The organism is Longimicrobium sp. (assembly GCF_048594345.1).
Taxonomy (GTDB): Bacteria; Gemmatimonadota; Gemmatimonadetes; order Longimicrobiales; family Longimicrobiaceae; genus Longimicrobium.
In genome coordinates, this window is the sequence record NZ_JBMDXM010000036.1 from 1 (window position 1) to 14,227 (window position 14,227).

General features: G+C 66.0%; 10 protein-coding genes. 3 read left to right on the forward strand and 7 right to left on the reverse strand.

Annotated elements, in window-relative coordinates; genetic code table 11:
- Window positions 1-607 precede the first annotated feature (607 nt).
- Window positions 608-3,304 carry a histidine kinase N-terminal 7TM domain-containing protein gene (locus tag ACOJUJ_RS03750; RefSeq protein WP_420125506.1) on the forward strand — a complete coding sequence of 899 codons (2,697 nt, stop codon included), beginning with the start codon at window positions 608-610 and terminating at the stop codon, window positions 3,302-3,304.
- A 132-nt stretch (window positions 3,305-3,436) separates the two neighbouring features.
- On the opposite strand, the gene ACOJUJ_RS03755 is transcribed toward ACOJUJ_RS03750, so the two are convergent.
- The 4 genes from ACOJUJ_RS03755 to ACOJUJ_RS03770 all read right to left on the reverse strand — a co-directional run bounded on the left by ACOJUJ_RS03755 (window position 3,437) and on the right by ACOJUJ_RS03770 (window position 8,223).
- On the reverse strand, window positions 3,437-4,261 hold the full coding sequence (locus ACOJUJ_RS03755) for an HNH endonuclease (protein ID WP_420125507.1): 825 nt from the start codon (window positions 4,259-4,261) through the stop codon (window positions 3,437-3,439).
- The gene (locus ACOJUJ_RS03760) at window positions 4,261-4,641 is read right to left on the reverse strand and encodes a (deoxy)nucleoside triphosphate pyrophosphohydrolase (RefSeq protein ID WP_420125508.1); all 381 of its coding nucleotides are present in this window, start codon (window positions 4,639-4,641) and stop codon (window positions 4,261-4,263) included. The genes ACOJUJ_RS03755 and ACOJUJ_RS03760 overlap by 1 nt, the downstream gene beginning before the upstream one ends.
- 307 nt (window positions 4,642-4,948) lie before the next feature.
- Entirely contained in the window at window positions 4,949-6,685 is a 1,737-nt protein-coding gene (locus tag ACOJUJ_RS03765) for a DUF6119 family protein (RefSeq protein WP_420125509.1), read from the reverse strand.
- 389 nt (window positions 6,686-7,074) lie between these two features.
- Window positions 7,075-8,223 carry a tetratricopeptide repeat protein gene (locus ACOJUJ_RS03770; RefSeq protein ID WP_420125510.1) on the reverse strand — a complete coding sequence of 383 codons (1,149 nt, stop codon included), beginning with the start codon at window positions 8,221-8,223 and terminating at the stop codon, window positions 7,075-7,077.
- Between the two features lie 516 nt (window positions 8,224-8,739).
- Here ACOJUJ_RS03770 and ACOJUJ_RS03775 point away from each other — a divergent pair.
- On the forward strand, window positions 8,740-9,057 hold the full coding sequence (locus ACOJUJ_RS03775) for a hypothetical protein (protein ID WP_420125511.1): 318 nt from the start codon (window positions 8,740-8,742) through the stop codon (window positions 9,055-9,057).
- A 4-nt stretch (window positions 9,058-9,061) separates the two neighbouring features.
- On the opposite strand, the gene ACOJUJ_RS03780 is transcribed toward ACOJUJ_RS03775, so the two are convergent.
- Window positions 9,062-10,336: a hypothetical protein gene (locus ACOJUJ_RS03780; RefSeq protein ID WP_420125512.1), complete on the reverse strand. Its 1,275-nt coding sequence runs from the start codon at window positions 10,334-10,336 to the stop codon at window positions 9,062-9,064.
- A 318-nt stretch (window positions 10,337-10,654) separates the two neighbouring features.
- Between ACOJUJ_RS03780 and ACOJUJ_RS03785 the strand changes: the two genes are divergently transcribed.
- The gene (locus ACOJUJ_RS03785) at window positions 10,655-12,478 is read left to right on the forward strand and encodes a serine/threonine-protein kinase (protein WP_420125513.1); all 1,824 of its coding nucleotides are present in this window, start codon (window positions 10,655-10,657) and stop codon (window positions 12,476-12,478) included.
- A gap of 101 nt (window positions 12,479-12,579) precedes the next feature.
- On the opposite strand, the gene ACOJUJ_RS03790 is transcribed toward ACOJUJ_RS03785, so the two are convergent.
- Window positions 12,580-13,056 carry a hypothetical protein gene (locus ACOJUJ_RS03790; RefSeq protein WP_420125514.1) on the reverse strand — a complete coding sequence of 159 codons (477 nt, stop codon included), beginning with the start codon at window positions 13,054-13,056 and terminating at the stop codon, window positions 12,580-12,582.
- A gap of 16 nt (window positions 13,057-13,072) precedes the next feature.
- Window positions 13,073-13,837, reverse strand: coding sequence for a hypothetical protein (locus ACOJUJ_RS03795; RefSeq protein ID WP_420125515.1), 765 nt, complete (start codon window positions 13,835-13,837; stop codon window positions 13,073-13,075).
- Window positions 13,838-14,227: the final 390 nt, after the last annotated feature.

Genomic DNA, 14,227 nt, shown 5'->3' on the forward strand with positions numbered 1-14,227 from the left:
TGTGAGGGTGTGAGGGTGTGAGGGTGTGAGGGTGTGAGGGTGTGAGGGTGTGAGGGTGTGAGGGTGTGAGGGTGTGAGGGTGTGAGGGTGTGAGGGTGTGAGGGTGTGAGGGTGTGAGGGTGTGGAATGCTCTCCAAACCCGTCCGCGAAGGCGGACATCACGTTTTCACAGCCGCGGAGATGCCCATTGAGAATCTGAACCGGCAACGTGCCGTCCGCCTGCAGGAGCGAATGAAGAATTGCTCCACAAAGTCCACCTTCGTGGACTCGGCGGCCCGACCGTGTGCGGCATCCCATGCACCGGCGCGTCCGCAACCGCGAGATCACGGGATTAGGTCCGCAATCAGCATCATTCGACCGGCGGCCGGCGCGCGATGGCCTTAGCTCAACGCGCCCCGCACTTTCGCACTTTCGCACTTTCGCACTTTCGTACTTTCGTACTTTCGTACTTTCGTACTTTCGCACTCACGCACTCACGCACTTCCCCGCCGCTTGCGGTCACCCGGCGGCCGGAGCATCTTTCATCCACCTTCCCACCCTTCCGCGCGCCCGGGACCGGGCGCTCCCCAACCGCTCCGCCGCGGCGCGCGGCGGACCGTGTGTGCGCATGGTCTGGCAGCCCACGCCCGTCTTCATCCCGCTCCTGGCGAGCGCGCTGGTGTGCGCGGCGCTGGCGCTGTTCGCGTGGCGGCACCGGCGCGTGCCCGCCGCCACCGGGTTCGTGCTGCTGATGGCCTCGTCGTCCGCGTGGGCGCTGTTCTACGCGCTCTACCGGGCCAGCGCCGACTTTCACAGCAAGCTCGCGCTGGGGCAGGCCACGCAGGTGGGCGCCATCATCGTCCCCCTGGCCTGGGCCGTGTTCGCGCTGCAGTACACGCGGCGCGAAGCGTGGCTCACCCCCCGTGCCCTCACCCTGCTGGGCGCCATCCCCCTGCTCACGCTGGTGATGGCGCTCACCAACCCGCTGCACCACGCCTTCTGGACCCGCTTTGCCCTGGTGGAGCGCGACGGACGCGCCGCCATCGACTCCCTGAACGGCTGGGGGTTCTGGCTGCACGTGGCCTACTCGTGGGCGCTGCTCTCCCTCGCCGTGGCCATCGTCGCGCTGCGGGCGCTGCGCTCCACTCACCTGTACCGCCGCCAGGCCGCCGCCATCGTGACGGCCGCGGCGGTTCCGTGGATCGGCAACGTGCTGCACCTGTCGCAGACGGTGCGGTTCCCGGCCAATCCCGGCCCGTTTCTGTTCGCGCTGAGCGGCGCCGTCTTTTTCTGGGCGATCTTTCGCCTGCGGCTGCTGGACCTGGTGCCCGTGGCGCGCGAGGCGCTGGTGGAGGAGATGCCGGACGGCGTGGTCGTGGTCGATGAGACCGGGCGCGTACTGGACCTGAACCCCGCCGCGCGGCAGATCCTGGGGATCCGGGGCGAGGTGGTGGGGCGCCCCGCCGCGCAGGTGCTGGCGCCGATCGCCGCGGCGCTTTTGGCGGAGCGGATCCCGGACGGCGCCGCGGGGGCCATCCGGCTAACGCTGGGGGAGGGGCGCGCGGCGCGGCAGGTGGACGTGCGGGTGCGCCCGCTGGCCGCCGCGGGGGCCGACATGGGGCGGCTGCTGGTGATCCGCGACATCACCGAGGCGGAGCGGCGCGAGGGAACGCTCACCCTGCAGCGCGCCTACCTGGACCAGCTGTTCGAGGCCGCGCCCGAAGGGCTGGTGCTGCTGGATGGCGAGGACCGGGTGCTGGACGTGAACGGCGAGTGGGTGCGCCTGTTCGGCTGGCAGCCCGGCGAGGCGGCGGGGCGCAGCATCAACGAGCTCATCGTCCCTCCCGCCCTGCTGGCGGAGGGGATGGCGCTTACCCGGCAGGTGCTGGCGGGGGAAAAGGCGGAGCTGGAGACGGTGCGGCAGGGGCGCGACGGCCGGCAGGTGGACGTGCACGTGACGGGGACGCCCGTGTTCGCGGACGGGCAGCGGGTGGGGACGTGGGGGATCTACCGCGACATCTCGCGGCGCAAGGCGGCGGACCGCATGCGCGCCGAACTGCTGGAGCGCGAGCGCAGCGCCCGCGAGGCTTCCGAGGCGGCGGAGCGGCGCACGGCGTTCCTGGCCGAGGTGGGGACGCTGCTGAGCGCCTCGTTCGACTACGCCAGCGGCTTTCGGCAGCTGGCGCGGCTGGCCATCCCCGAGCTGGGCGACTACTGCCTGATCGACGAGGTAGAGCCGGACGGCGGCACGCGGCGCGTAGCCGTGGCGCATCGGGATCCGGAGGCCGAGGCGCGGCTGCTGGCCGACGTGCGCAACCCGCCCGACGCGGACCCCGAGCGGCGCCCCGTGCTGCGCGTGGTGCAGACCGGCGAGCCCATGCTGGTGCCCCAGGTGACGCCGGAGCTGGTGGAAAAGCTGGCCCATGACGAACACCACCGGGAGCGGTGGATGAACAACCCGGCGCGTCCCCGGTCGTTCATCATCGCCCCGCTCACGGCGCGCGGCCGCACGCTGGGCACCATCACCCTGGTGAGCACCGACCCGCGGCGGCGCTTTGGGCCCGAGGAGCTGGCGGTGGCGCAGGAGGTGGCCCGCCGCGCGGCGCTCACCATCGACAACGCGCGCCTGTACCGCGAGGCGCGCGAGGCGCTGCACGCGCGCGACAGCGTGCTGGGCGTGGTGAGCCACGACCTTCGCAACCCGCTCACCGCCATCCTGCTGAACGTGGACGCGGCACTGGCCTCCGGCACGCTGCCGCGGGCGGCGCGCGAGGCCATGGACGGCGTGGTCCGCAGCGCCGAGTCCATGGACCGGATGATCCAGGACCTGCTGGACGTGGCGCGGCTGGAGGCCGGGCAGCTGCGGGTGCGGACGGCGCCCTGCGCCCCGGCGGAGCTGGTGGACGCGGCGATGGGGCTGATGCGGCGGCTGGCGGAGGAGCGGACGATCCGGCTGGTGGCCGCGGTGGACGACTGTCCGCCCGTGCGTGCGGACCGCGACCGGGTGCTGCAGGTGTTCAGCAACCTGGTGGGCAACGCGCTCAAGTTCACGCCGCCGGGCGGGGAGGTGACGGTGGGCGCGGCACCGGAGGAGGGCGCGGTGCGCTTCTGGGTGCGCGACACCGGCCCCGGCATCGCGCCCGAGGACGTGGAGCGTCTGTGGGAGCCGTTCTGGCAGGCCGAGGGCCCCACCCGCGGCGGCGGCGCCGGCCTTGGCCTCGCCATCGCCCGCGGCATCGTGGAAGCCCACGGCGGCCGCGTCTGGGTCGAAAGCCAGCTAGGCGCCGGCACCACGTTCGGGTTTACACTAGGGGCGGAGGGATGACGGTATCCGCTGCGGTTACTTCGCGAGGTCGGGGAACGCTTCGTGGATCGTTAGAGCAAGTCAGCTCCACTCATTTTCCGACGCCATCAATCGCAAATGTGCGGCGCCAGGCCACAAAAGAGCGCTGCAAGGCTAAGAGTTTTCGATAGCCGCGACGCAATCAGCGAGGTGCATGTTGTAGTCGTGTCCATCTGCACCGTAGTGGACTCGTTTGTGGCAATTCGCACACAGCGCAATCACCCACAGTGGGTGATCGGGCCCACTATCTGCGCGGCGACGGATGTGATGCGGCTCCAGGTACGGGGTGCCTTTACGGGTTAGAAAGGGTGCTGGCTCTCTACATCCTTCACAGTACCCATTCGCGCGGCGAAGTACATACACCTTGATTACATCGCTGCGGAAGTAGGCTTTGACGTTCCTCTCAGCGGCGGCTCGTTCAATGCTATCTTGTGCAAACGCTGCCCGCTTAAGATCCTCCAATGGTCGCTGCCACAATGAGCGCGGCCCAACCTCAGCATCGCTTGGGGTAAGGTCCGGCACACCAACTGCCGGGGCATCCACAGCTAGTTCGAATACGATTACTTGCCGCACATCATTATTGCGATCAGGGGCACTAGTATAGTGGTGCCTTGTATAGACGGCTTGACCCTCATACTTGACTAAGCCACGTGTCTCATACTGAAATAGATGCAGTGCTTTGCCTGTCTGCAGGTGAGTGTACATGGCACGGTTCCCGCGGATCATCTGCATATCACCAATTTGCCCCTCACCCGTATACCAGAACGAGCCGTCATCTTGAAAGCCGTCATGGTACCCATACTGCTCGCCTTGTTCACCAGAGAACAGCAGGATTATCGGGTGCCTAGATGGAGTGCTGATCCCGCCCTGTCCTTGGCCGCCAACAGCGCCATGGATATCCCGCCGACGGTAGGTCTTTCCTGAGATGAACGCAAGCATCAGGCGGTTCTGAGGTAGAAAGATGCGAAAGCGTGATCGCTGGGAGCGAGCGGATACGACAGAAGCTGAGCGGGTTCACACCACACGATTTCCGAGTGTTCTAAAGCGACGGGCTCGCCTTCGACCGTTGCGTGGAGAAAGAGGATTTCAAAGCCGCTACGCTGATCCACGCGCGAGAACAGCACTTCGCCAACTTCGGTAGTTTGAACGGCAAGTTCTTCCGCTAGCTCCCTTGATACAGCTTCGGGAATGGACTCGTCGGCGTGAACTTTCCCTCCAGGAAACTCCCATAATCCACCGTGCCGCTTGCCCTGCGGACGTTGGCAAATCAATACGCGTCGATCGCGCTCAATTACTGCGGCTACAACGGGTTGCAACATCGAATGGTTGACAGCGGCAGCGGATGAGTTGGCAGGCCTTTAGATGCAGTGGAGTTAGTGACGAGGACCCATCCGACACGTTCGACCACTTTACCCGCGACCAGGCGTAATCCGAGCGTATCACAATACGCCACGGCAAGAACGAGGGCAAGTCCTAATTTACCACTTCGGCCGGTGACGGGAGTTCGCCAGGTAAACGCAGAAAAGCTAGCCGAGAAATCTCAGCTAGCTCTTCGGGGTTCTGAACTCGTCCGGAATGTGAGCGTTTAACCTGCTACGAACTCGGTACAACGGAGCCGTCCAGGTGTCATGCCGCTGCCGTTCGCCGCCTGCGCCGGGGCGCGGTGGAGGAGGTCTGGGGGGGATCTGGAATAACGATGCGGGCAAGTTCCACGTCGAAACCACACCGCACCAGCTTGCGAGCATGCGATGCCAGGCTCGCCTGCGCGAAAAAGGGCAGGTCTTCTGGGATTCGAAAGTCTGTTGGACAGGCTATCGCGTATACTACCTTTAGGCCGGCCAGCCGGGCGGTTTGTGCAGTGAACGAGGGTTGGAACACACCGTTGATCTTATCAAGGACGAATTGCCGGTACTCCGGTACATCCACTAAGAGTTCGGCTGAAACCAATCCCTGTGCATAGAGGTGACTCAAGTCGGATGAACCTTCGTACTTCTTAACACAGTAGAACCGACCATCTGGACCGAGAAGGTCACAAACCTCGATTCGACTATTACCACCTAAGTTCTGACGGAAGAGAACCTTGTCAAAAAGGACAAGCCCATGGGCTGTGGAAACACGAGCGTTATACTCGTCCTCTCGCTCGCGTCTGTAAGTTGCGCTGGCACCAGATGTGGATGGGAGCCAATTCATTGGAGGTAAAACAGCCCAGTTTTCCAACACTGGAATTGCCGCTATGCGCTGACGGATTTTAGCTACGTGCCCGTGAGCCACCTCATACCAACCACCGTCGGACAGAACGAAATACCTCTGCCGACCGTTAGGATCTAGAAGTCTTATCTCAAATACAAGGTGCTTAAAAAGGGACTTTCTATCACGAAGTGCTCCGTCTGCATCATAGTGATAGAGAGTTAAGTTTTTGGGCTCAACGTCGAGCACCTGGGCTTCATCAAGCACGTTGAAGAGGGTACCCACCCCGAAAGGTGCGAGTTGAACGCGCCGACCACGCGTAGGAATGTGCAACTCTGTTTCTACGACGTGTTCGGCCAGATCCATTGGCAAGATCATCGAGAGGCGGTCGCCTCTTCTATCGCGTAGCGCATCCCTCAGATGATCTTCAAGAATGCTGATGATTTTTTTGTTCCGGAGACGACGTTTGTTCGCTGCAAACTTAAAGCGACTCTCATACTCTCGAGAAGAGTATTTCTCCAACAGCAAGGAACAAAGCGCTTCGAACTGATGCCATTGGATTTGACGGAATAAGGCTACGGACTCCGATCCCGAAATCTGGTCTGCGAAATCAGTCTCACTCGGAACTCCAACCATGCCGCCCACGACCTCGAGTTCGGGATCAAAATCCAACTCCCATACTTCACCTTCGAAATTTGTGCGGAGTCGCTTCTGTTGGGTGCGTGTGCCTAAATCGCGTGCATCAACACCACGAACCTTGTCAGGATTGATAGAGTTGAGGCTTACAGTTAAACCAAAATCGTCCTCCACGCGGCTGTGATCCACAGCCAGGTGACCCATACCCTGAGTTAGCGCAAGAAAGCGTTCACCTAATTGCGGATGCGAAACTCGAAATATTACAACTAGCGAGTTGTACTGGTTCGCCAGAAAGTCACCATCCCAATCTTCCGCAGCGGCTCGTGGAAATGCTGCACGGAAATCGCAATGTGCATCAAAGAAAGCAATCCAGGCAGGCACACCTCGTTTATTACGTTGCAAATACACCTGCACATTCGCATTTTCTTGACGAAGCGGTATCTGGACGTAAGGATCTTCAATAGAGGTCAGCTTCCCCTCAAGGAAGACTTCTTCGAAATTCTCCACAGTGTCATCAAAAAGCGAAAAGACAAGCTTCATGGGGGTTCTCGCGGGAACAAAGGACCTTCGAAGTACAGACTCCGACCAAGGAGCTGCAGTGGGAAGAGACGCTGAGTTCCGCTGGAGAAGCGTTGGCGACAACTCTGCGCATATTTACAGTAACATCGTAGGGCTAGTCCATCAATGGCGCCTTACAGGCGAATCTCACCCGGAATGCGCCAACGGTCACTAGAAATGACCAGGCAGCCCCGCACTCGCCACTGGAGCGTAGGAGAGTCCCTGATCGAAAGGCAGAAAGAAAGGCTCGGACGGTCTGCTGCACGCGCAGCCAGTCGTACACATAGCCGGCGGGCTTTGCCCAACTGAGCCCAGATCATAGGAACGCAGTGCGGGGCGATACTTTCGGGGCTGATGAACTCCGGCTCCGATCAGATCTCCACCACGCGCGCCTGGCGATGGCTGTTAACGAGGCCCGCCAACTCCGCCACTTCGCCGGCGGCGGGGCCGCGGCGGTGCTCGGGGCGAAGGTCGTTGAAGGCGCGGACGGTCTGCTGCACGCGCAGCCAGTCCTGCGCCTGGCTGGCGGCTTTGCCCAGGTGGGCCAGGGCGGCGGGAACGTGGGGGGCGGTGCCGGGGCGGTCCTTCAGGGTCCAGGCTTCCTTCCAGCTCATCTCGTAGGTGCGCGCGTCGCCCAGGGCGGCGCTGGCGTGGGCCAGCAGCGCGTGGCAAACCATGCGCATCGTCGGGTCGGTGAACACCGAAAGCTGCCGCCGCAGAAGGGGCACGGCGCGCTCCCATTCGCCGCGGCGCACCAGCAGGTGCGTCATGTCGTGCAGCAGCTCCGGGGCGCGGGGGTGGGCGCGGCCGTACGCACGCTGGGCCAGCGCCCCGAACCGCTCCGCCTGCTCCAGGTCTTCGCCGGCGGCCATGCGCACGCGCATCAGCCCGTGCATGGACTCGGCGCGCACGGTGCGCAGCTGCTGCCGGCGGGCCACGCGCGCCGCGTACAGGTAAAAGCGCTCCGCCGGCTGCAGCCGCTCGGCGCGCAGGTAGCGGTCGCCCAGCAGCACGCAGGCCGCGCCGTAGCTTTCCCACTCCTTTGCGCGCCGCGCCAGCCCGATCGAGCGCCGCAGCCAGGTCTCGGCCCGTGCCGGCCGCCCCCACTCCAGCGCCAGCCGCCCCACCTCCAGGGCGGGAGCCGGGTCTTCCGGTGAAGCCAGCGCCGCCGCCTGCGCAAACGAAACGGCCGTCCCCATCCCCCCCTTGGCGCGCGCCCAGCGCGACACCTCAAGGCACATCAGCGTAACCACCGCCGCGCTGGCCTGGGCGCTGTGCGAAACCACCGTGGCCAGCGTGCTCAGCGCCAGGTCCAGCTCGGGCTGCAGCCGCGTCTGCGACGTGTACTCGCGGCGCCGGGCCTCGGCATTGGGCGAGAACAGCGCCGTCCGCCGTTCTTCGGGGGTGGCGGCCCACAGCGACACGTCACGCAGCGCCGTCCACAGCGCCAGCGACAGCTCCGCGGGGAACTCGTCCAGCACGTGCACCCCCTCCAGCGTCTCACCCGGTTCGCGGGTCACCGCCGGCGGAAGGCACCACGGGCGGTGCGATCCGCGCCTGGAGCCCGCACCCCGGCGTGCATTTCTTCCCTTCTTTGGCTGCTCCATTGTCCACCGCTCCTTGATGCCGTGCGCCTTTTTTCGGACCAAATGCACAACGTGAACGCCCAAGGTGCCCGCGGCTCCGGGAGCGGAAAAGTCGTGAGGAGAGGCGTATTCGGTATGGGTGGGGTGATGTGATCCGTCGGTGCAGTGCCACGGCTTCCTCATGCACTGCAACCGGACCCGCGTATCCCCTGCTACCGCATCGATACGGGGTCGTGATGATGGGATCGCGGATGACCAGCAACCGGACCGTGGAGCCGGGACAGGTTGCGTTCCGAATGAGTCAAGTGTTCACAAGGTGGCGATTTTGTACTGTATGGTTCGTATATAGCCGCGTGGAGTGGCGGGACAGGTGTGTAACAATGTACAATATAAACAGCCGGGCGGTTGCCCGGCTTCACGCGACCATCCCACACCAGACGGGTCCTCATGATGAGCCATCGCATTCTCCCCGCCGCGCTCCTGCTGTGCGCCCTTGCCGCCGCCTGCGGCGAAAACCCCGCCGGCAGCGACACGCACGCGCAGCCCGCCGGCCCCGCCTACGACGGAGGATTTACGATGGGCTCCGGGAACAGCGCCACGCAATCAAGCGGCTACACGATCGGTTCGGGGAACAACGAAGTCGAAGGCGGCTTCACCATCGGCTCCGTGAATGAGGCTACCGAAGATGATGGCCTTGCGCCGTCCACCGCCCCCATCTCTGACGACGCCGCGGGCCGGGGCGGCTTTACGATGGGCTCGGGCAACTAAGCAGTTACACGGTCCCGAGCCGATCAGGGCCATACTGCCGCCGTCGCTTCCAGGTAGGACCGCGCCACGCAGCCAGGCTGGCAGCAATTTCCCGCGCCAGTTGAAGCACCTGACTTGACCGCACATCGTCTGGCGGAGGGGCAGGGCCCCTTCGCCGCACGTCCACATTTGCCAGAACCGCGCGTGCTACGCGGCCGGCTTCGGCCTCCGTGCGTTTCTCCGCGATCTCGAGGGCTCGTGACGCGTACTGCTCGGCTTCTTCCCATTCCCCCAGCAGCCACGCACCCCAACCAAGATTCGCGAACGCGGGGGCCGCATGCAGATCGAACAACCCCACACGCCGCAGCACTTCGTCCACCGCGGCGCGGTATCCGGCCGCGTCGTTCATCCCGGCTGTAGCTCGCGCCAGGGTGCTCCATCCGATCACCTGGTCAGGCGGCGGAATCCGTGTACTCATCACCGCCTTGAGCAGCGGTACGGCGGCGGAATACAAGTCCATCCGTACGAGGAGAAAGCCCACATCGTGCGCCAGCGCCGGGAATCGGGCGTGGTGCCGCGGATACCAGTCCAGCGCCTGCCGTGCGTGCAGTAGCGCTTCTTCAAAGTCTCCGCTTTCCGCAGCCAGAGCCATCAGGTCGTGCTTGGTCTGCGCCGCGAGCCACTTCTCCCCGGAAAGGCTGCGTGCGGCCCGTGCGGCGGTAAAGTAATGGGCACGGGCCGCGGCCATGTCGCCGTACCCCTTCTTGATGTGGCCGAGCCCCAGGTGCGCACGGACGTAGGTGCGCCACTTCCGCCGGATGCGCGCCAGCGTCACCGCGCGTTCATAGAAGAGCGCCGCCCGCATCGCCTCGCTGAAGATGCGGTTGGCGCGGCCGGCGGCGAGGGCGAGGCGGCCGCTCTCCGGCACCAGGGCGGCGGCGGCCTCGGCGCACTGGATGGCGGGCTCGGCGGCGCCGCGCTCCAGGGCCCAATCGCTGATGCGCAGCAGGGCATCGGCCGCGTCCCTGCGCGAGCCGATGCCGTGCAGATACTCGGCGACGGCGCGCAACGCGTCGTCCAGCGGCGGCACGGCCCCGTACGCCGCGTGAAAGCGGTCCAGCCACTCGCCGGGACCGGACGCTTCGCCATCGTCTTCTCCGCGTACGCGCCACACGGCGTACCACACGGCCCAGGCAAAGTCGTCGCCCGCGTCGCGCAGGGCGGGGAGCAGGGCCAGCGACGGCCGCGGGTCGGGCGCGCGTGGAACCAGCCGCGGGTGGATTCCTCTCAGGCGGTTCATCATTCGGCGGGACAGGCAGAGCAGAATATACGGATCGTACACACGCCCAACATTAGGCCGTCAACCCGTTAGGCGCCATAGTGTGTCTGACCCGCACAAGCATTTTACGGGCAGAGAGCGCGCTTCGCCTGCATTTGGGAGGACCGGTTGGGCGGCAAAGGAGCCGCCTGTCCGCGTGGCGTCTGGAGCAGGGCAGCCGGGTCGCGCGTTCCGGCAGCCCCGCGGGACGCACCATGTTACGCCGGTTCGCATCTTGCCACAGATCCGGGTTCTGGCCGGCACCCGCCGGCGCGGGACAAGATGCACGGGCAACGGCACATGGCTCAGGGACTCGAAAGTCTGCTCACCGGCCACACGCTGGTGAAGCGGTACCAGATCGAAGAGGTGATCGGCCGGGGCGGCTTTGCCGTGGTGTACCGCGCCATGGACACGCGCCTCAGCCGCCCCGTGGCGGTAAAAGTCATCACCCTTACCGCCACCGATCCGGAGCACCGCGAGACCTTGCGCCAGCGGCTGCACAAGGAGGCGCAGGCCGCCGCCAGCCTGCCGCACCACCCCAACCTGGTCACCGTGCACGACGTGGGCACCGACCCGGAGCTGGGGCTGGATTTTCTGGTGATGGAGATGCTGCGCGGCGAAAACCTGTCGCAGGCGCTCTCCACCGGGGGAAAGCCGCCGCTGGACCGCGCCCTGTGCATTCTGCGCGACACCGCCCAGGGGCTGGCCGTGGGGCACCGCGCCGGCCTCATCCACCGGGACGTAAAGCCGGGGAACATCTTCCTGGCCGAAGGGATCGAGGGGAATCACGACGACGTGCGGGTGTGCCTGCTGGACTATGGCATCGCGCAGGCCATCGAGGACGACCAGACCGTCACCCGGGGGATGGGCGCCAACCCGCTGTCGCCCGCGTTCGCCTCGCCCGAGCAGGTGCGCGGCGACCGCAACCTGTCCGCGGCCACCGACGTCTTCAGCCTGGGCGTGGTGGGATACCAGCTGCTCACCGGCGAGCGGCCGTTCACCAGCGAGCCGGGGCAGCTCCCCACCGGGTGGACCGTCCGCAAGCCGATCCGCGAGCTGAACCCCGAGGTTCCGCCGCAGGTGGAGCAGGTGGTGATGAAGGCGATGTCGGTGGAGCCGGGCGACCGCTACCCCGACGCCGACCACTTTGGGCAGGCGCTGGCCGCGGCCACGCACCAGCCGCTGCAGAGCCGGGTGCACGCCGCCCTGGCGCACGTCGCCGTCCCGCCGCCGGTGATCGACTCCGAAGAGGACGACGGCACCGTCATCTCGCCGGCACCCGCCGCCCTCCACGTGGTCCCGCCGGCCGTTGAAGACGACGACGGCACCGTGATCGCCCCCGCGCCCGCGCATCCGCGTCCGGCCGCGCACGCGAGCACCCGGGCGCATACGGTTCCCTCCACCGCAGCCACGCGCCCCAAGCGCCGCTGGCCGGTGGTGCTGGTGGTGGCGCTGCTGCTGGTGGCGGCCGCCGCGTGGGCGGCCATGTCGGGCGGCGGCGGGCGCGAAGATCCCAACGTGAACGCCGTGCTCCCCGGCGACGAGTCCGGCGAGGCGCCGTCCGCGAGCGAGGGCGGCGTGGTGGCTCCGCAGCCGCAGCCGGACGCGCCGCTGAGCCGCGAGGGCACAGGGCTGGGCGGTGACCAGCCTTCATCGCCCGCGGAAGGCGGCGGCGTCCCCGCGTTCGAAGGCCAGCCGTCCGGATCGCGGCCGTCCGGTGGCGCGCAGCCGCAGCCGTCCGGCGGCCAGCCCCGGGTCAGCCAGCCGTCGGCGGGGCAGCCGCAGCAGCCTCAGCCGCAGCGGCCCACCGTCACGCAGCCGCAGCGTCCGGCCGTCACGCAGCCGCAGCCTCAGCAGCCGCAGAGGCCGCCGGTTCAGCAGCAGCCGCCGGTCAGCCGGCCGCAGCCCCAGCCGCAGAATCCGCCGGCGCAGCAGCCGCCCGTGCAGCAGCCCCCGGTGCAGCAGCAGCCGCCCGCGCAGCAGCAGCCGACGCAGCCGCAGCCGCGCCCGGATCCGCCGCTCCTGGGCCGCCCCGTGGAGCCCACGCCGGCGCCGACCCCGCCGCCGGCGCCCAACCCCAACGCGCCGCGCGACACCATCCGCATCGGCAACCCGCCGCGCTGAACGCGCGGCTCAACGACTGGGAATCCAGCCGCAAAAAATCGAGCGGCGGGCTCGGGGGACACGTGCCCCCCAAGCCCGCCACGAGTGAAACTGCCGCGCACTTACTCCTCTTCGTGCTCCGTCCCTGGCCACGGCGGCGGCTCATCCCCCACCGGGTCGCCTGCCTGCCGCCGCCGCACCCATTCCCCAAGCGCAGCACAACCCTGCTCCCAATCCGCCACGTACCCCGCAATCTCTTCGTCTCCCGCGCGACGTGCGGACTCCGTGGGCTCAGCGCCGGGCGGAAGCCCTTCGCGCCTTAAAGCGGTGCGGACCGCCATCCACCGCATGCCTTCCCACCGTGCGGCCATGTACGCGTTTACGCGCTCCCGCAGGTCTTCGGACAGCAGGGCAAGCGCCGCAAAACCCTCGTCACCGATGGACCACCCCCCCTCGTACGTGCCGCTCGACAGTAGTTCTGCCAGCATGTGCGCGGCGTCTCGCGCGACCTGCTCATCGTCCGTCAGGGCAAAGGCACGAAACAACTCGTCTTCGGTGAAGGGTAGATCCCTCTCGTCGATGTAGCGCGATTGGTCCACGGTACTTGCCTTCGCGTCAGAAGTCCGGGTGTCCGGGTCCCATCACCATATGCAGGTCACTATCCACGACGGTCAAGGTTCCCACCCAGTGCCGTCGGGTGATCCACGCACCCCGGCACCACACTGTGATGGTGCCAGCTTGTGCGATCCACCAGGCGTCCTTGCTGGCCGTGGGCAAGCCGATCTCATAGGTGGCCGGTGACCTGCCCCCCGTCAGACGCTTGAACGGGTACGTAAAGGTGCTCGTAAAGCTAAATTCATGGTTTCGCCCTGCGACCGTGATCAGTGTCGGTTGCACGTTTCCAAGGAAGGGCGACGGGCAGATGGTGGACTCCTTCTCGGGCGGATTGCAGTCCTCACATTCCGGCGCGCACGGCTCCGAGTACGATTCGATGCAGATCGCGCCGGGGTCGCCGGGGCCGGTGCCGCCGGGCGGCGGAGTGTACCCGCCCCAGCTGCCGCCGTCCCCGCCGCCAGGGCACGACTGAACGCCTGCCGCCTCCTCCGGATCAGTCGGCGCCCCTATCGACTCCTCGCACTCTCCACCACCCTCGTCGCAGTCCCAATCCAGTTCCATCCATGGTTCGCACCATCCCCCGCTGATCGGCGGAAGCACGCACAGCCCCTCGCTTACGCATCCCTGCGGCGTCGCCGTCTGTTCGTCCTGGACGGGAGCGGCAAGGTCCGGCGCGTGATCTGATTGAGTGGGGGTGTCAGCACACGCTCCGAGCGTGAGCACAACACTCGCGAGCATCAGGAGCCGTAACAGCAACTTTCGCATGTGAGCCTCTCTCTATCGAAAGGGTTTGCAGGATGTTGGAGCGATTTGAACCGAACAGATGATTGCAATTTTCTCATTCGAACCCAATCTGCCTAAAACGCAAGAGCACAAAACAAGCGCAATGGTAGGCGCATTACCGCAGGCCGTCAACAATCGCCTTGCCGGTAGCTTCCAACCTTGCTTGACCTTCCCGCCCGGTCCGATGCTCTGGCGCCCTGGCGCCGAGTGGAATCTACTGTCAGGTTTCTCGTGACGTGGCCGTGGGGGATCCCCGCAGCCTCGTGCAGTTGAAGCCCCGGTCGGCGAGCGTAACAAGCCGCACGGGGCTTATCGCTTTTCCAGCAGCGGGTTTACCCGCTCATCCCACCCGCCCGTCCACGCCCGCTCAAC